The organism is Flavobacterium undicola (assembly GCF_009909155.2).
In the GTDB taxonomy this organism is placed as follows: Bacteria; Bacteroidota; Bacteroidia; order Flavobacteriales; family Flavobacteriaceae; genus Flavobacterium; species Flavobacterium undicola.
In genome coordinates this window covers 15,566-34,571 of the sequence record NZ_JAAAPM020000030.1, presented here as the reverse complement: position 1 = coordinate 34,571, position 19,006 = coordinate 15,566, and the positions used below count along the sequence as shown (strand labels likewise).

Here is a 19,006-nt window from a genome sequence, read left to right as displayed (position 1 = left end):
ATGCACTGAGTTTACTCAGAGATTCGCAAAGTTATTTTTAAAATAGATAAAAATATTAATCTGTAATTCTTTTTGTTTTTTGATCAACTAATTGAATGATATTGTCAAAATGATTATTTCCGACTTCCTTTTGTGATAAAATATAGGATGAAAAGTTACCCACATTCAAATCAAGAAATAAATTATCTTCGATTATTCTATATCCTTTAAAAGCAATCCAATTGATTTTTGCATCATATTTATAATCTTTATATCGAAAATATTCGTCATTGAATTCCCAAATACTTTTTTCGTTTAGTTCTATTTGTTTTATGGATTCATTTTCAGTTATTGTAAAATAATTTAGTTTACTTTTTTTATAAGAAGAATGAATTTTGTAAAATTCTATAAAGCCATATATTGAAAATGCAATTAAAATGTATCCAAGATTGTCATTTCCATAAATTATTAGAAATCCAAGTAGAAATAATATTATTGAAGTAAGCAATGTTTTTTTGTTTTTTTTAATTGTTTTCTTCCAAACTAAATCAAAATTCAAATTGACTTGGTTCTTATAAATATTCTCGACAAATGGAATTTCAAATTTCATTTTTCAAATTAATTTTTTTCGCCTCGATAGAAGCGGAATTAGCTTCTAAAAAATATTCTAAATTTTAAAGAAATCGCTTAGTATTTTGATATACAATTCGATTCCTTCTTCTATTTCGTTTACATATATAAATTCGTCAGCTGAATGCGAACGCAAGCTTTCTCCAGGTCCTAGTTTTAAAGATTTACAGCTCAAAACCGATTGATCTGAAAGCGTAGGAGAGCCATAAGTAGTTCTTCCTAATGCAATTCCAGCTTGTACTAATCCGTGAGACACAGGAATAGAAGAAGCATTCAAATGCATCGAGCGTGGATTTACTTCGGCGTTTACATTTGCTCTAACCGTGTTTAAAATTTCGGTATTGTTGTAACGATCATTCACTCGAATATCGACAACCAAATGACATTCTGCAGGAACAACATTGTGTTGCTTTCCAGCGGTAACTTGGGTTACAGTCATTTTTACCGGACCTAAAATTTCTGATATTTTTTCGAATTGATAAGTTTTGAACCATTCAATCACTGGCATTGCATTGTAGATAGGATTGTCCGGATTGTTGTGTGCAGCGTGACTTGCAGTACCTTTTACAACCACATCCAATACTAATAATCCTTTTTCGGCTACCGCCAATTGCATTAAGGTTGGTTCGCCAACAATGGCGCACTCTAATTCTGGTAAATGTTTTAAAACGCTGTTTAAACCGTTTTTCCCGCTGCTTTCTTCCTCTGCCGAAGCTACAATTACAACATTGTAAGGCAAATTTTCATTGGCATAAAAATAAGTAAATGTGGCAATTAATGAAACCAAACATCCTCCAGCATCATTACTTCCCAAACCAAATAATTTACCGTCTTTTACAATCGCTTCAAATGGATCGTTGGTATACCCTTGATTCGGTCTCACCGTATCGTGATGTGAATTGAGTAAAAGTGTCGGTTTGGATTTATCAAAATGTTTATTGTAAACCCAAACATTATTATTTTCTCTTTCGAAAGGAATATTGTTTTGTGTAAACCAATTTTCAATTAAAAGTGCTGTCTGATCTTCTTCGCTCGAAAAGGAAGGGGTTTCAATCAGCGATTTTAATAGCGCTATGGCTTCTTGTATAAGAGTAGTTATGTTTTTCATAAAGTTATTGTAGTGTGCAATGCAGCCTTATTTTGTAACATTCTATGGTGACCAATTTTTATTTTCTGAACACCTTTCGATAAACTATTGAAACAGTTATCTAATTTAGGAATCATTCCAGAATGAATAGCACCTTCTTCTTTTAATTGAGCATAAAGAGCTGAATTTATTTGTTCAATTACCGAATTTTCATCTTCAACATCGGTTAAAACTCCCGATTTTTCGAAGCAATAATTCAAAGTCACTTCAAAAACTTCCGATGCAGCAATGGCTAATTCACTGGCAATTGTATCCGCATTAGTATTCAATAATTGTCCGTTTTTATTGTGTGTGATCGCACAGAAAACAGGAACAATTCCGCTATTGATTAAAGTTTGTAATAATGGCGTATTCACTTTTTGAACATCACCCACAAAACCGTAATCTATTGTTGGATGGTTTCTTTTGGTTGACTGAATTAAATTTCCATCAGCTCCAGAAAATCCCATGGCATTTGTATTGTTGGCTTGCAATTGAGCTACGATATTTTTATTGATTTCACCGGCATAAATCATCACCACTACATCCAGCATTGGTTTATCAGTAATGCGTCGTCCGTCAATCATTTGAGGAACTAAACCAATACTTTGTGCCATTTTAGTAGCCGATTTTCCGCCACCGTGGACCAAAATTTTATTCCCTTCAATCTTGGAAAAATCTGCTAAAAAATGAGCTAATTCAGTTGGATTATCAATGATGTTTCCACCAATTTTTATGATGGATAAGGATTGCTTATTTTTTTCCATTTTCCAATATTTTTTGCAATACTAATTGAGCAGAATAGGTTCTATTATTCGCTTGTTCGATGACAACAGAATTTTCGCTGTCGATCACTTCGTCAGTAACAATTACATTTCTTCTAACAGGCAAACAGTGCATGAATTTGGCGTTATTAGTTAAAGCCATTTTCTCAGCTGTTATAGTCCAATTTGGGTCAGAATTAGTGATTTTTCCGTATTCTTTATAATTACTCCAGTTTTTTGCATAGATAAAATCAGCATTTTCAAATGCTTTATTCTGATCGTATTCTATTTTAGAATCTTTAGTGATTTCTGGATTCAATTCGTAACCTTCCGGATGCGTAATTACAAAATCCATGTTTTCCTGCTTTTGCATCATTTCCACAAACGAATTGGGAACAGCCTGAGGTAAAGCTCTAGGATGTGGTGCCCAGGTCAAAACTACTTTTGCTCTGTGTTTGGTTTTGTGTTCTGCCATTGTAATCGCATCGGCAAGAGATTGCATTGGATGTCCCGTAGCACTTTCCATGTTTACAACTGGTACAGAAGCATATTTTAAGAAACCGGAAATTACGGTTTCGGCATTGTCTTTTTCTTTGTCAACCAATCCTGCAAAGGCTCTGATAGCAATGATATCACAATATTGAGAAACAACTGCTGCCGCTTCCTTGATGTGTTCCGATGAACCTTGATCCATCACCACTCCGTCCTGGAATTCCAAAGTCCAGCCTTCGCTGTTAAAATTCATTACAATCACGTTCATTCCCAGATTCATAGCCGCTTTTTGCGTACTCAAACGGGTTCTTAAACTAGAGTTGAAGAACAACATCCCTAAGGTTTTGTTTTTTCCCAGTTTTTTATTCTTAAGCGGATTTTTTTTGATTTTTAACGCTTGTTTCACCCATTTGTCAAGTGAATCTATGTTTTGTATGGATATAAAGTTCATGATTTATAGTTTATTTGAGTATTTGGTTATTTGTTTATTGGGTAATCGAATAAACAAATAGCCAAATCAACTTTTTATATTATTTTAGTAAATGCAATTTCATTCTTCAAGGCATTCAAGATAAAATTATCTTTTAAACCATTTATAATCCAGGTTTCAATATTAGCTTCTTTTGCGATGGCTACTGCTTCTATTTTTGATTGCATTCCGCCCGTTCCGTGTGACGATTTAGAATCTCCAATTTCTTTTTCCAAATCTTTCAACTCTTTCACTGAAAGTATGGTTTCTGGTGTTCCTTTGTCCATCGATTCTTTGGTGTAAAAACCGTCGGTATTGGTGGCAATAATCAAAATATCTACTTTTAATAAAACAGCGGCTAAAGCAGCTAATTTATCGTTGTCGCCAAATTTAATTTCATCCGTGGCTACCGTATCGTTTTCGTTGATAATTGGGATGTAATTGTTTTTGACTAATACATTAATCGTATTTACAATGTTTTTTCTGGTTTGTTCTTTTTCGAAATCAGAATAAGAAAGCAAACACTGGGAAGTATTTAGTCCTAAATCCTTGAAGTTTTCATTGTAAATCCGCATCAAATGAGGCTGACCAATAGAAGCCAAAGCTTGCTTTACAAAAACATCTTTGTCGTTATTGTCTAACTTTACGAATTGTTTCGCCGCAGCAATAGCACCCGAACTCACAATGATAAATTCGTATTCATCATTTAAGGCTGCTATTTGCATACCAATGTCTTCAATCTTTCCTCTCGAAATATGATTGGTTTCCTTGGTTAGCGTATTGCTTCCTAATTTTAATAAAATTCTTTTTTTTGCCATTTTTTTTAACCGCAAAGGGCTTTTTTTAACCACAAAGGACACAAAGTTTTTTTATTCTTTTACTTTATAAAAACAAAGTTCACAAAGTAGTATTTATATTTTTTACAGTTTAGATTTTAAATCTGCAATCAAAAATCGTTAATCTTAAATCATTTTTATTCTCGACTTCGCTTAGACTGAACACTAAAAACTAATTACTGATCACTATCTAATTTGTCCGTCTCCGTAAATATACCATTTATTGGTTACCAAATGCTGTAAACCAATTGGTCCACGTTGGTGCAATTTATCGGTGCTAATAGCTAATTCTCCACCTAAACCAAATTGCCCTCCATCAGTGAAACGAGTAGAAGCATTATGATAAACGGATGAAGCATCAATGTTTTCCATAAATTCTTGCGCAATGGCTTTGTCTTCGGTAATAATTGAAGCCGAATGTCCGCCACAATATTTGTTGATTTTGGCAATCGCTTCTTGTTTCGAATCGATCGTTCCAATAACAATTTTGTAATCCAAAAACTCTTCGTACCAAATCAAATCGTTTTCTATTGCAGGCACCTGAGTCGCTTTTGCGAAAGCATCATCTCCTAAAATAGTTACATTGTATGCTTTTAATTTGGCTACCAATTCGTTAGCAAAGCCTTCCCAGTTTGGTACATTAGTATTAATTAAAACTTTATCTAAAGCATTGCAAACGGATATGTTTGAGGTCTTTCCGTTAATAATAATTGACATCGCTTTTTCTAAATCGGCATCTGAATTTACATACACAAAGTTATTTCCACGACCGCTTACAATCACTGGACAACTAGCGTGTTTTTTAGTAAATTCAATCAGTTTTTCACCACCACGTGGTACAATTAAATCGACTCTTTGTGTTGGTTTTTCTAAGAAAGCCTGAGTTTGCACTCTGTCATAATTCAAATATTCCACCCAATCCGTTGAAACTCCATTGCTTTCTAAGGCTTGATGCCAAAGACTCACAATTTTTTGGTTCGAAAGCAACGATTCTTTACCGCCTTTCAATAAAATTTTATTTCCTGATTTGAAAGCAATTCCGCCAGCTTCCACTGTTACGTCTGGACGAGATTCGTAAATAATCAAAATCGTTCCAAAAGCAGCCGTTTTATTGCTGATTTTCATTCCGTTTTCATGGGTGAATTCATAACGAACCTGACCTACAGGATCTTCCTGACTTGCCAATTGTTTCACAGAAAGAATCATTCCGTCAACCTTGGCATCATCAACGAGTAGCCGTTTTTCCATAGCCAAATCTTCACCGTTATAATTGGCTAAATCTTGTTGATTGATGGCTTTCAAAGCTTCTCTTTCTTGTTCTAAAAGAGCTGCCATGGTAGTCAATACAGCGTTTCTTTTTTCTATGGATAAAATAGTACTCATTTTGTTTTATTTTTTAAGTTTAAAAAAACTTATGCTTTTAATTCGGCTAATGATTCCTGTAGTGCAACGATAAATGCGTCAATTGCAGCAGTAGTAATCGTTAATGGTGGAAGGATTCTCAATAAGTTTTTATTGTTAGCTCCACCTGTAAAAATGTATTTTTCAATAATCATTTTCTTTCTTAAAGCACTCACGTCAAAGTCAAATTCAACTCCTAACATCAATCCTCTTCCTTTTACTTTGATGATTTCAGGAATTACTTTAATGGCTTCAAAAAAGTATTCAGATACTTTATTTGTGTTTTCTATCAATTTTTTACTTTCGATAACATCTAAGACGGCAATACCGGCAGCACAAGCCAAATGGCTTCCACCAAAAGTAGTTCCTAATAATCCGTAGCTCGCCTGGAATTTAGGAGAAATCAAAACCCCTCCAATAGGGAAACCGTTCCCCATTCCTTTAGCAGTAGTTACAATATCCGGATTGATTCCGTGGTGTTGGAAAGCAAAGAATTTTCCGCTTCTTCCGTAACCTGATTGTACTTCATCTAAAATTAAAACAACATCATTGGCTGTACACGCTTTTTCCAAAGCTTGAAAGAATTCAGTTGTTCCCTGGTCTAAACCACCAACACCTTGAATAGGTTCGATGATAACCGCACAAACATCTCCTTTTTTCAATTCAGCTTCTACCAAATCAATTTGGTTCAATGGCAGGAAAGTAACTGCTTGTTGTGCGTTTAATGGCGCAACAATTTTTTTGTTGTCGGTTACTGCAACTGCCGCAGAAGTTCTTCCATGAAACGAGTTGTCAAAAGCAATTACTCTTGATTTGTTCGTGTGAAAAGAAGCTACTTTTAAAGCATTTTCATTGGCTTCAGCTCCAGAACTACATAAGAACAAACTAAAATCAGTTAAGCCTGAAGCTTTTCCTAATTTCTCAGCTAATTCTATCTGCAATGGATTTTGGATTGCATTCGAGTAAAAACTCAAATTATCCAATTGCTCTTTTACTTTAGCAACATAATCCGGTTGTGTATGTCCGATAGAAATTACTCCGTGACCAGAGTATAAATCTAAATATTCGATTCCTTTATCGTCTGTAATCGTGCAATCTACTGCTTTTACAGGGGTAATAGGATATAATGGGTAAACGTCAAATAAGTTCATAAATATTTATTTTTTAAGAGAAAAGAAAATAGAATATAGAGTAAAGACGGAATCGATAAAACCTTTTGTGTTAGAATTCCTTTAAATCTTTATTCTATTCTCTATATTCTTTTAGTCTATTTTTTTTAAAATCCACTTGGTTTCAAATGCAATCCTGTAGTCTCTTCCAATCCAAACATTAAATTCATGTTTTGAACAGCCTGACCAGAGGCGCCTTTCAATAAATTATCAATTATTGAAGTGATTAAAATCCGATTTCCTTTTTTCAATAAACTAATAATACATTTGTTAGTTTGTACTACCTGTTTCATGTTGATGTTAGTAGTAGTCACTGTTACAAAAGGTTGATCAGCATAAAAAGCTTCGTATTTAGCAACTAAATCTTCTAAACTTTCTTCCGATTTTGTATATAAAGTGGCAAAAATTCCTCTTGGGAAATCACCTCTGTTTGGAACAAAAATTAATTCATCCGAATAATCCGATTGTAATTGATTGATGCTTTGGTTGATTTCTCCCAAATGTTGGTGCTCAAATACTTTGTAGTGAGAGAAATTGTTGTTTCTCCAGCTAAAATGTGAAGTAGCAGCCAAGCCAACTCCCGCACCTGTACTACCAGTTGTTGCGTTGATGTGAACGTCTTCGGTCAATACACCATCGGCAGCCAATGGCAATAAAGCCAATTGAATAGCCGTAGCAAAACAACCTGGATTAGCGATATAATTAGCGTTTTTAATGTCGGTTTTATTCAGTTCAGGCAATCCGTAAACAAAAGATTTTCCGTTAAAGTCTTTGTCTTTCGTTAAACGGAAATCATTTCCTAAATCGATGATTTTTGTGTTATCTGAGAATTTGTTGTTTTCTAAGAATGAAATTGATTTTCCATGTCCTAAACACAAGAAAAGCACATCCACATCAGGATTGATAGCATCAGTAAAATTCATTTCGATGTCGCCCAACAAATCGTGGTGTGCCACAGAAAGTGGTTTTCCGGCGTTTGTAGTACTGTATACAAAATCCAATTTAGCATTTGGGTGAAACATTAGAATTCTAATTAATTCTCCTGCTGTATATCCCGAACCGCCTATTATTCCAACATTAATCATAATCTTTGATTTTAAGATTTTTGTTGTTTTTGAACAACCAAATCTATTTTAAAATAGTAAATAAAATTAACCACGAAGGACTCAAAGTAAACACAAAGTTCACAAAGCTTAGTGTGCTTTGTGCCTTCTTAGCGAACTTTGTGGTAAAACCTTTTTACTCGTAAGTTTCATTGTTTACAGATGAAAATATGTTTTGAGCATTACCTAAGATTTTAATGAATCCTTTAGCATCATCTGAAGTCCAGGCGTTGTTCATTTCGCCATATTGACCAAAACCAGTGTTCATTAAATCATTATCAGATTCGATTCCGTCTAATGAAAAATGATATGGTTTTAACGAAACAAATACTTTTCCGTTTACTGTTTTTTGAGTATCCTCAAGGAAAGATTCGATGTTACGCATTACAGGATCTAAAAATTGACCTTCGTGAAATAACATTCCGTACCAGTTTCCTAGTTGTTCTTTCCAGTATTGTTGCCATTTTCCAAGAGTATGTTTCTCTAATAAATGGTGTGCTTTAATGATGATAATTGGCGCAGCCGCTTCAAAACCAACTCTTCCTTTGATTCCGATAATAGTATCTCCTACGTGAGTATCTCTACCAATAGCGTATGCGCTAGCTAATTTTTCAAGTGCTACAATATTATTCGAAGGTTTATCAGCTATGCCGTTTACAGCTACTAATTCTCCTTTTTTGAATTCCAAAGTTACTTTCTCTTCACCTTCTTTTGTTAATTGAGAAGGGTAGGCCTCACTTGGTAAAGCTTGGTGAGAAGTCAAGGTTTCTTTTCCTCCTACACTAGTTCCCCAAAGTCCTTTGTTGATAGAATATTGTGCTTTTTCCCAAGAATAATGTACTCCATTTTTTGACAAATAATCTACTTCTTCCTGTCTTGATAATTTCAAGTCACGGATAGGAGTGATGATTTCAATTTCGGGAGCGATAGTTTGGAAAATTAAATCAAAACGAATTTGGTCGTTTCCAGCACCTGTACTTCCGTGAGCAATTGCAGTTGCACCAACAGATTTAGCATATTTTATAGCTTCGATTGCCTGAAAAACACGTTCAGCACTTACTGATAATGGGTAAGTATTGTTTTTTAATACATTTCCATAAATTAAATACTTGATGGCTTTATCGTAATATTTATCTAAGATAGTAAGGTTAGCATGTTTAGCACTTCCTAACTCATACGCTCTGTCTTCGATAGCTTTTAGTTCCGCATCATCAAAACCTCCTGTATTAATTAATACGGTGTGAACTTCATATCCTTGTTCATTTTTTAAATATTTAAGGCAATATGAGGTGTCTAAACCTCCACTATAAGCTAATACAACTTTTTTCATCTTTTTTAATTTTCCTCACCCCAGCCCTCTCCAGAGGAGAGGGAGCCAAAACTGGCAAGGGGATTTTATTAATATTTATTTTTATTTCTTACTTAACTCCCTTTTCGTCGTGGCGAAAGATGGAGGGGATTATTTATTCTAAAAACAATGCTTGTTTTATTTTTTTTAATCTGTTCCAAATCCTAACATTAAACGGATGTTTTGGTGGATCTTTTGGCTTTTCAGCTGGATCATACAACATTCCTGTACACAAACACATTTTATAATCTTTGCTTTTTAGTATTTCAAAATTAGTACAGGTTTTACAACCGGACCAAAAGGTAGGGTCGCTGGTCAATTCAGAAAAAGGAACTGGTTTGTATCCTAAATCAGAATTGATTTTCATTACAGCCAAACCAGTTGTGATTCCAAAAACTTTGGCTCCCGGATATTTTTCCAACGAATAATTAAAAACAAAGGTTTTAATTTGCTTGGCTAAACCTAGATTTCTAAAATCAGGATGTACAATTAATCCAGAATGAGCAACAAATTTACCGTGTTGCCAACTTTCAATATAGCAGAAACCTGCAAAATCTCCGTTTTTATCCAATGCGATAACCGCATCCCTATTTTCCATTTTTTTCTGGACATATTCGGGAGTTCTTTTTGCTATTCCGGTTCCTCTCAATAGGGCAGACGTTTCTATCGTATCACAAATAATTTGTGCATACTTAAAATGTTCTTCCTGAGCTATAACAATAGAGATATTCATTTCAAAAGATGAATTTTGGGTTAAAAAATGTGAAATAATTATATTTTAATACGGAACCTGTTTTGAAATCGACTGCAAAATTAACATAATAAACCCAACAAGAAAAAATGTAGGAATATAAAATGTATAAAAATTTGTTTTTAGGATATGTTAATCCAACGGATAACGCTTGTAATTTCAATTTTGGTACTGATAAAAAATAATGAATATATAAAACAAAAAGCTTTTTAGATACTATACAAGTATCCGTACTTCGGGCGAAGTAACTGGCTTGTCTATCCGTGACAATGAGGTAATATGTACACTTTTGTAATTCATTGATGCAAAAGTACACATATTTTTCAAACTGAACATGCTTTTATAATTTATTTTAACATTTGAAATGTTTTATCAAGTATTTGAAAACTATAGAGTTATGTTTGGTTTAGAATTTATTTTTTACGAGGATTCCTTTCAATTTAGATTTCAAATCTTCGCCAGTGTTGTAAATCATTTGCTCGTTGCTGGGAAACGGAATTAATTTTCGATCAAAATAAGAATAGTAAGCGTCTTCAGTAGCTCTTTTATCTCCTTTGTAAGTAGCGTAATCATTCTTGAAAACAGATTCAGAAGTCAATGGAAAAGACTGCAAAAGTTGTTTGTTTTTGAAATCGATATAATCTACATTAGCAGTGATTTGAGAGGCTTTAAACTGATTGAATTCTCTAATTCGAATCACAATAGTTTTTAAATTATCTACCTTAATTACTTTTCCAAGACTGTCTTTTACCGGTTTTCCATTTTTATCAAGAAGGTCTTTCAAGCCGTCTTTAATTAGTTTTTCTTTTACAAATTCCTTCTCTTTGATTTGTTCTGGTGTGATATTTATTTCCTTGAAATTGACAATTATTTGGTAATCGTATTTAATTTGTTTTTGAATGCTGTTGTGGTAAACCGTCCATTTGTCATTCATTCCCAATGTGTTGAAATCCAATAAATCATTTTGTAAATCCACTGGAATCACCATGTTAGTTTGATTGCGCAAGGCCACATTAACATAGTATCTTCCTTTGTTCAAGGCTTCTTCCTGTAGTTGTAAAGTGTTTTGGTAGTTAGGATTGATTTGGTTTAAATATTCCAAATCGTCATAAGCTTTTCTAATATCCATTTTGTTAGTTGACTTCAATAAAGCTTTGCTAGAATCATATAAATATTTAGACAAAACATTTTTGCTTTCAACAATTTGTTTGTTGTAATTATCGAAAATGAATTTAGCATTCTTGCCTTCTTTAATTAGTTTTAAAGGAAGTAATGGTTTTATTTTTTCCTGACGACGGTCTAATTGGATATAAGTATTGTAAATTTTCTCAAGATTAGACGGATTTTTGTCTTGTTCTAATAAGTTCAAACTGTTTAAATCTCTTTCTTTGGCTTTAAAAAAAGCTTCTTCAAGAAGATAAACATAATCCTGATTTCCTTTTTTGTCTTTATTCGAGCGTAAATTATTTACGGCATTATCAATTGCCTCATCATAATTTCCTGAAGTCAACAGGTTTCGGGTTTGTTTTACACCACAGGAAGTAATAAATAAAAGTATAGAAAGTAGGAGTAGTTGTTTTTTCATTTTCAAAATTTTGAACAAATATATTTTTAAAAAATTAATTTATTTAGAATTATTAGATTTTAAATACAAGCTAAGTTTTAAAACCAAAAAAAAACCACCAAAAATAAATTTGATGGCTTTTTCGAAATATAAAAAACTAGTTTAGTGAGTTCCTCCTTCGGTTTCAATGTGAAAAATTCCTTGTTGTTTCAGTATTTTTGGACAGTAAAAACCATAAAAAGCCAAATAAGCAAATCCTATAAGTGGTATGATATAAGAGAAATGAGTCCATGAAATACCCATTATTCCTTCGGGATTACTCAAGTCAAAATCACAAATACTTCCTTGAATTAACGGAATTACACCACCTCCAAGAATCATCATAATCAGGAATGAGGAAGCTTTTCCGGTATTTTTCCCTAAACCGGCAATGGCTAAATCAAATATAGAAGGCCACATAATAGATAAGAATAAACCTCCTGAGATGAAAAAGAATTTAGCTATTTCTTTGTCAGGACATACAAGGCCAATAAACATCATTAATAAACCTGAAATTCCGTAAAGCATCAATGTTTTTCCGGCATTTTTACCACCTATAAAGCTGACAATAATGAAAATTAAGATCCAAATTGGATAGATGTAAAAGGCAGAAACATTGTGTTGTGCAAAAATATTAGTGCCAATAATTACTCCAAAAGCCAATGCGGGAACAATGAATTTTAATAAAAGGTTAGTGGTTTTAGAAGTATCGAAAACATTTACGCCTCCGTTCCAACGCCCAATCATCAAACTTCCCCAGTATAAAGCTATAAAAGGAGGAATGGCTTCTTCTAAAATATTTCCAAATTCAGCTGTTTTTAGTAAAGCAGGCAAATTACTGATAATAGTTACTTCGGTTCCAACATAAATAAAAATGGCAATCATCCCCAGGTATAATTGTGGATAATCCATGATGCTGAAATTTTTATGCCCGTGTTCAATCTTGGCTTCTTCTTGTTTTGCTGGGTCTTCTATTTTAGAAAAAAGCATAAAAAGGGCTACTAAGATGAAAGCAAATCCTAAAATGATAAAAGGGAATTTGATGTCTTCTAATGAAAGTGCAGTTCTTTTATTGTCTCCCATTCCGAAAAGTGCAATTCCTAGCAAAATAGCTCCAATGGTAGTTCCGAAAGAGTTTACGCCACCAGCCAAAGTTAAACGGTGAGCGCCAGTTGCAGGACTTCCCATTTTAATAGCTAATGGATTGGCTACAATTTGTTGGATTGAAAATCCTAAACCTACTGTAAATAAGGCTGTCAAAAAGAAAGCAAAACTTTCCATCGTAGCGGCAGGAACAAATAGAAAGGAACCAATAGATGAAACGATCAATCCGGTAGCCAATGTTTTTTTATAACCAAACTTTTGTAATACATCTGATTTTAAAGAGATTAAAAAGAAAATTATCGAACCCACAAAATAGGCTGCATAAAATGCCCAGGCTACTAATTGTGATTGTACTTGTGATAAGGTAAATACCTTTTTAAAAACTGGAATTAAAATGTCATTGGCAGAACCAACAAATCCCCAGAAGAAGAATACAGTTACCAGAGAAAGAAATTGTCCCCATTTTGTTTGTAAATTTTCTGAATTCATAATTTTTTTAATAAATTTTTCGGTTATGTGTTTTTTATAGTGTAATGGTAAAAGTATTTCTTATAGATTTGAAAAAAAAACAAAAAGGGGGTGATCTTGTTGTAATTTTAACTATAACGATATAAACTGTATGAAATGTAACTGTTTTGGTTGATTTATCCATATATTTTTTTAAAAATAATTAAGTTTTTTCTTTCTTTATTAATTTCGAAAGCTGTTTTTAAATTTTTATCTTTATAAAAATTAAAGACTGTTGTCTTAACTTGTTGTGTGAAATTATATTTTGTATTTCTATTGGTATTAGATTATAAATTAAATTGTTGTTTTTTGCAAGAATCAATTGTCCTTAGCTTCCGCAGTCGAGTGTCAAATGTTTGAAGAATGCGTAAAAAGAAAAGCTGTTTGATCCGCCACGGCGGAGAGTTCTTTTCTTTTAGCATTCGAAAACTAATTTGACCGACGAGAAAGCGTAAGACTTGAAATCGAAGATTATTACATCCGTTCGCCTTTTAGGCTCGGGTCATGAATACCGAAAAACAATAAGAACGCATGAATATTTTTTTGTTTCTTTTTTGATCAAGCAAAAAAGAAAATTAATAACATTTTTACTTTTAATAATTACACCTAAAAGGCTTGTTTTAATAACTAATTGAGGATGTTATGAGAAATTTGTTTTTTATATTATTGATTGTTTTTGTTTCTCATGGCCAAGTGAAAAACGAACAACTAAATCTGATGCCCTGGCCTCAAAAAGTAACGGTTTCTTCGGCTGTTTTTTTACTGAATAAAGATTTTAAAATAAATTGTACAGGAAATCCCGATTCGAGAATTTTAAAAGGAGTAACCCGGTTTTTAAGACGATTAGATGAAAGAACGGGTTTGTTTTTTAATCAGGGGTTTGTAACAAAACTCAATGAATTTCCTGAAGCTCAATTGCAAATCAATTGTCTGCGCAAAGGTAAAGTGGGATTGCAGGAAGATGAAACCTATCAATTATCAGTTTTATCGAATACCATTACAATAAACGCCGCAACCGATTTAGGTGCTTTGCATGCTTTAGAAACGCTATCGCAATTGTTTCAAAATAACGGAACTGAATTTTATTTTCCTGCGGTGGAGGTTACTGATGCACCCAGGTTTGTCTGGAGAGGATTGATGATTGATGCATCAAGACATTTTCAGCCGGTAGATGTGATTAAACGAAATTTGGACGGAATGGCTGCGATGAAAATGAATGTTTTTCATTGGCATTTAGCCGATAATCAAGGTTGGAGAATCGAAATAAAAAAACACCCAAAACTAACGGAATTAGCTTCAGATGGTGATTTTTATACGCAGGAAGAAATTGCAACCATTGTAAAATATGCCGATGAAAGAGGAATTATGGTGGTTCCTGAAATTGATGTTCCGGGTCACGCTTCGGCGTTATTGACTGCTTTTCCGGAAATTGGCAGTAAAACGGACGGAACTCCTTATGCTGTATCAAGAAAATCAGGAGTTCACGATGCTACTTTAGACCCAACCAATTCTAAAACTTATCAGGTATTAGCCGAAATTTTTGATGAAGTTTGCCCGTTGTTTCCTGCTGCTTATTTTCATATTGGAGGCGATGAAAATAACGGAAAAGAATGGGATGCAAATCCTAAAATTCAGGAATTCAAAAAGAAAAACAATTTGGCTACCAATCATGATTTGCAAACCTATTTCAATATGAGATTAGTTCCCATGTTGAAAAAGCACGGAAAACAATTGATGGGATGGGAGGAAATCATGACAAAAGACATGTCTAAAGAAGCCATTATTCATGCGTGGAAAGGAACTAATGAAGGTATGGAAGCGGCAGGAGCATTAGTAAAAGCTGCTAAAAGTGGTTACAAAGCTGTTTTGTCTAATGGGTATTATATCGATTTAATGTTACCTGTGGATTCTCATTATTTGAATGATCCCATGCCGAAAAATGTAGTTTTTACCGAAGAAGAAAAAGCGAGAATTCTGGGTGGCGAAGCTACTATCTGGAGCGAATTAGTGACTCCTTTAAATATTGATTCCAGAATTTGGCCTCGCACAGCCGCTATTGCCGAAAGATTATGGTCTAATGATACGGTTCGCAATTTAGAAAGTATGCACAAAAGGTTGAAACAAATTTCGTTTCGATTGGAAGAAATTGGCTTGACCCATATTAGAAGCAAAGAGGTGATTTTGAGAAATATTAGCAATTATCAGGATACCAAAGCGCTGAATGATTTTACCAGTATTTGTGAACCTTATAAGGTGTACAAACGCAATGGCGGCGGAAAAAAATATTTTATGTTTTCTCCATTGACATTATTTGCGGATGCCTGCACTGCCGATGCTTCGGATGCTTATGAATTTAATAAAGCTGTGAATTTGTACTTGCAAAATAAGAGTTTGGTTAATCAAAAGTTGGTTACCTATTATTTAAAAAAATGGATCACAATGGATTTAGATTTAATACGTCTTAGTGCCAATGCGCCTTTGATCCAGCCTATTTTACCGCTGTCTAAAAATTTAAGTCTCGTTTCCAACCAACTTTTATTGGCAATGGAACAAAAACAAAACATTAATAAAACGGAGTTGAATGCATTATTGGAACAAATCAATACTAGAAATTCTGCAGATGTGGAATTGGCTGTTTATAATAGTTTGAAAAAATTAGTACAATAATTGTTTCATATTTGACAACTTTCAAAAAGTTGTCAAATGTATTAGGGAAGAACTCGTTTATCTTATTGAGAGGATAAACGAGTTTTTTTGTTTATACTAGTGCGAGTATCTTAATCGTGTTTTTTTTTAGTCTCTACTCGTGTGCACGAGCGTGACGCTCGCGCGAGGTGGGGTTTAATAAAGAAAGAATTTTAGAATCTCCTTGCTTATTCACTGATGTAGTTTTTATATTATGAACCGACTCTTTTGAGATTGTTTGCAGCTTGCCACAAAGAAAGTTAAAGTGGATAATAGCGTAATTTTGATTGTTTTATAGAGTATCATTTAATCTTCGTATTAATAATTTGAAATATTTTTTGGACTTTAAGATTTGATTTTCATAGGTTTTTATAGAATTTTAATTTATTATAATATTTCCAGATTTATCATAAGTAAATCCCCAAGTCCTATAATAATCATGTATAAGACTATTAAAGGAATATGTTTTTTCTGTAAATTTCCGATAGTTGTTTTTTGAAAGTGAGCGATAAAAATAATCATTCAATAGAAAAAGGTTTTTTGTAGGATTGAAAGATGTATCATAATCTTCAAATGTTCTAATTGTTTTTTCACCTATATTTATACCATTACGTAGCTCGTTATATTCTGTTTTTGATAGATTTCCATTAGAATCGAAATAAAATTTTTCAGAATAGGTTAATATGTAACTGTAATAAGGTATATTAACATCGTAAGGTCTGTTTGGATATGTTGTTGTGATTTCTGTAAGTTTGTTATTAGTGTATTTATAAAACATTTTTTTAGATCTTTCATTATAATAGATGTCAGGAATTTCCCTGATTGTAATTTGATTTGTGTTATTTAGTGTATAGTAATTTGTGTTTTTTGAGTAAGGATAATTGTTTGACGTTGAGAAATCTTCAACAGTAACATTATTGATTTTGTATATTATTGATGTATATATATCATCGTTTATATAGTTGATACTACCATTTTGTGAAATCGGATGAACGGTTGTTTTTTTGATTAATCTTTTTTTATTGTCATACTCAAATTGAAAATAAGTAAACGGATTCACAGATCCAATATTGTAATTGGATAAATCTACTTTCATGTTTGTTGTAAATGATTCACTGTTTTTATAATCTAAATTATCATCATTTGAACATGAGTTTAGAAGTATTCCGATTAATAAAATTGTAAATATTTTTTTCATTTTGTTGGTTGTTATTACTAATTTGATTAAATACTTATAAAAGAGATTTGTTTAAAAAGCCATATCTATGAGTAAGTTTTATATTTCTTTACTTTTATTCAAATATATTAAAAGATTCCTACAAAATAATATAAATACTAACTTTAGAAAGCATTCTGATAAATAGCTATTTTTTTGTACTTTTGCAGCAAATTTTATAAAAAATATTCATGTTAACAGTAAATAATTTATCAGTTCAGTTTGGCAAGCGAATTTTATTCGACGAAGTAAATACCACTTTTACTCACGGTAACATCTATGGTGTGATTGGTGCTAACGGTGCTGGAAAATCAACTTTTCTTAAAATAATTTCTGGTGAAATGGATCCAACTTCAGGACATGTTCATTTAGAAGTAGGAAAACGTATGTCGGTTTTAAACCAAAATCATAACATGTTTGATGAGCATACTGTTTTGGAAACCGTTTTGATGGGAAATAAAATTTTGTACAAAGTAAAAACCGAAATGGATGCTTTGTATTTGGATTATAATGATGCTAATGCCGATAGAATTGGAGAACTTCAGGTTCAATTTGAAGAAATGAACGGATGGAATGCCGATTCAGACGCTGCATCAATGTTGTCGAATTTAGGAATTAACGAAGAACATCATTATACCTTAATGGGTGATTTGGAAGGGAAAATTAAAGTTCGTGTCCTTTTGGCACAAGCACTTTTTGGAAATCCAGATTTACTTATTATGGATGAGCCTACCAACGATTTGGATTTTGAAACCATCGCTTGGTTAGAGAATTTCTTAGCAAACTATGAAAATACGGTAATTGTAGTATCTCACGACCGTCACTTCTTGGATGCGGTTTGTACTCATATTTCGGATATCGATTATAATAAAATAAACCACTATTCTGGAAACTATACATTTTGGTACGAGTCTAGCCAATTAGCGGCAAAACAACGTGCACAACAAAACAAAAAAGCAGAAGAAAAGAAACAAGAATTAGAAGAATTTATCCGTCGTTTTTCTGCGAATGTGGCGAAGTCTAAACAAGCGACTTCCCGTAAAAAAATGATTTCTAAATTGAATATTTCTGAAATTAAACCTTCAAGCCGTCGCTATCCTGCTATTATTTTTGATCAAGAGCGTGAAGCGGGAGATCAGATTTTGAATGTTCAAAATTTAAGTGCTTCTGTTGACGGAGAACTTTTGTTTAAAGGCGTTGATTTAAATATGGCTAAAGGGGATAAAATTGTTTTGTTTTCTAAAGATTCTCGTGCTACAACTGCTTTTTATGAAGTGTTGAACGGAAATCAAAAAGCCGATTCAGGTACTTTTGATTGGGGAGTTACTACTAATCAAGCTTATTTACCAGGAGATAATCATTCTTTTTTTGAAAGTGATTATTCTTTAGTAGATTGGTTGCGTCAATGGGTAAAAACGGAGGAAGAACGTGATGAAGTTAATATTCGTAGTTTCTTAGGGAAAATGATTTTCTCCGGGGAAGAAGCGTTGAAAACATGTCGTGTGTTATCAGGAGGAGAAAAAGTACGTTGTATGTTATCTCGAATGATGATGGAAAGAGCTAATATTTTGATGCTGGACGAACCAACAAATCACTTGGATTTAGAGTCGATTACAGCTTTCAATAACTCTTTAAAAAACTATAAAGGTTCTGTTATTTTTACCACTCATGACCACGAATTTGCTCAAACTGTTGGAAATAGAGTAGTGGAGCTAACGCCAAATGGTGCTATAGATCGCTATATGACTTTCGATGAATATTTGGAAAACGAAGGCGTTCAAGAATTAAGAGCGAAAATGTATAATCTATAATTGATTAACAAA

General features: G+C 33.0%; 15 protein-coding genes. 2 read left to right on the top strand and 13 right to left on the bottom strand.

What is annotated here, in order from left to right:
* Window positions 1-55: 55 nt before the first annotated feature.
* The 12 genes from GTZ96_RS15145 to GTZ96_RS15090 all read right to left on the bottom strand — a co-directional run bounded on the left by GTZ96_RS15145 (window position 56) and on the right by GTZ96_RS15090 (window position 13,264).
* Window positions 56-589, bottom strand: coding sequence for a hypothetical protein (locus tag GTZ96_RS15145; protein ID WP_161644752.1), 534 nt, complete (start codon window positions 587-589; stop codon window positions 56-58).
* A 57-nt stretch (window positions 590-646) separates the two neighbouring features.
* On the bottom strand, window positions 647-1,717 hold the full coding sequence (locus GTZ96_RS15140) for a M20 family metallo-hydrolase (protein WP_161644751.1): 1,071 nt from the start codon (window positions 1,715-1,717) through the stop codon (window positions 647-649).
* On the bottom strand, window positions 1,714-2,502 hold the full coding sequence (argB, locus tag GTZ96_RS15135; protein WP_161644750.1) for an acetylglutamate kinase: 789 nt from the start codon (window positions 2,500-2,502) through the stop codon (window positions 1,714-1,716). Before argB ends, GTZ96_RS15140 begins: the two co-directional genes overlap by 4 nt.
* The gene (locus GTZ96_RS15130; protein ID WP_161644749.1) at window positions 2,489-3,442 is read right to left on the bottom strand and encodes an N-acetylornithine carbamoyltransferase; all 954 of its coding nucleotides are present in this window, start codon (window positions 3,440-3,442) and stop codon (window positions 2,489-2,491) included. The genes argB and GTZ96_RS15130 overlap by 14 nt, the downstream gene beginning before the upstream one ends.
* Before the next feature lie 74 nt (window positions 3,443-3,516).
* Window positions 3,517-4,278 carry a glutamate 5-kinase gene (gene proB, locus GTZ96_RS15125; RefSeq protein WP_071183299.1) on the bottom strand — a complete coding sequence of 254 codons (762 nt, stop codon included), beginning with the start codon at window positions 4,276-4,278 and terminating at the stop codon, window positions 3,517-3,519.
* Between the two features lie 204 nt (window positions 4,279-4,482).
* Window positions 4,483-5,679 carry a glutamate-5-semialdehyde dehydrogenase gene (locus tag GTZ96_RS15120; RefSeq protein ID WP_161644748.1) on the bottom strand — a complete coding sequence of 399 codons (1,197 nt, stop codon included), beginning with the start codon at window positions 5,677-5,679 and terminating at the stop codon, window positions 4,483-4,485.
* 29 nt (window positions 5,680-5,708) lie between these two features.
* Window positions 5,709-6,848: an aspartate aminotransferase family protein gene (locus GTZ96_RS15115; RefSeq protein WP_161644747.1), complete on the bottom strand. Its 1,140-nt coding sequence runs from the start codon at window positions 6,846-6,848 to the stop codon at window positions 5,709-5,711.
* A 125-nt stretch (window positions 6,849-6,973) separates the two neighbouring features.
* Complete coding sequence (argC, locus tag GTZ96_RS15110; protein ID WP_161644746.1) at window positions 6,974-7,951, bottom strand: N-acetyl-gamma-glutamyl-phosphate reductase; 978 nt, start codon at window positions 7,949-7,951, stop codon at window positions 6,974-6,976.
* A gap of 154 nt (window positions 7,952-8,105) precedes the next feature.
* Complete coding sequence (locus tag GTZ96_RS15105) at window positions 8,106-9,299, bottom strand: argininosuccinate synthase (protein WP_161644745.1); 1,194 nt, start codon at window positions 9,297-9,299, stop codon at window positions 8,106-8,108.
* 133 nt (window positions 9,300-9,432) lie between these two features.
* Complete coding sequence (locus tag GTZ96_RS15100) at window positions 9,433-10,050, bottom strand: GNAT family N-acetyltransferase (RefSeq protein WP_161644744.1); 618 nt, start codon at window positions 10,048-10,050, stop codon at window positions 9,433-9,435.
* Window positions 10,051-10,474: 424 nt separating this feature from the next.
* Complete coding sequence (locus GTZ96_RS15095) at window positions 10,475-11,653, bottom strand: hypothetical protein (RefSeq protein WP_161644743.1); 1,179 nt, start codon at window positions 11,651-11,653, stop codon at window positions 10,475-10,477.
* A gap of 141 nt (window positions 11,654-11,794) precedes the next feature.
* Window positions 11,795-13,264: an MFS transporter gene (locus GTZ96_RS15090; RefSeq protein ID WP_161644742.1), complete on the bottom strand. Its 1,470-nt coding sequence runs from the start codon at window positions 13,262-13,264 to the stop codon at window positions 11,795-11,797.
* A gap of 660 nt (window positions 13,265-13,924) precedes the next feature.
* Here GTZ96_RS15090 and GTZ96_RS15085 point away from each other — a divergent pair.
* Window positions 13,925-15,949: a beta-N-acetylhexosaminidase gene (locus GTZ96_RS15085; RefSeq protein WP_161644741.1), complete on the top strand. Its 2,025-nt coding sequence runs from the start codon at window positions 13,925-13,927 to the stop codon at window positions 15,947-15,949.
* A 397-nt stretch (window positions 15,950-16,346) separates the two neighbouring features.
* On the opposite strand, the gene GTZ96_RS15080 is transcribed toward GTZ96_RS15085, so the two are convergent.
* Window positions 16,347-17,165, bottom strand: a complete 819-nt coding sequence (locus tag GTZ96_RS15080; protein WP_161644740.1) for a hypothetical protein — start codon at window positions 17,163-17,165, stop codon at window positions 16,347-16,349.
* Between the two features lie 209 nt (window positions 17,166-17,374).
* Here GTZ96_RS15080 and GTZ96_RS15075 point away from each other — a divergent pair, with 209 nt between their 5' ends.
* Window positions 17,375-18,994: an ABC-F family ATP-binding cassette domain-containing protein gene (locus GTZ96_RS15075; RefSeq protein ID WP_161644739.1), complete on the top strand. Its 1,620-nt coding sequence runs from the start codon at window positions 17,375-17,377 to the stop codon at window positions 18,992-18,994.
* Window positions 18,995-19,006: the final 12 nt, after the last annotated feature.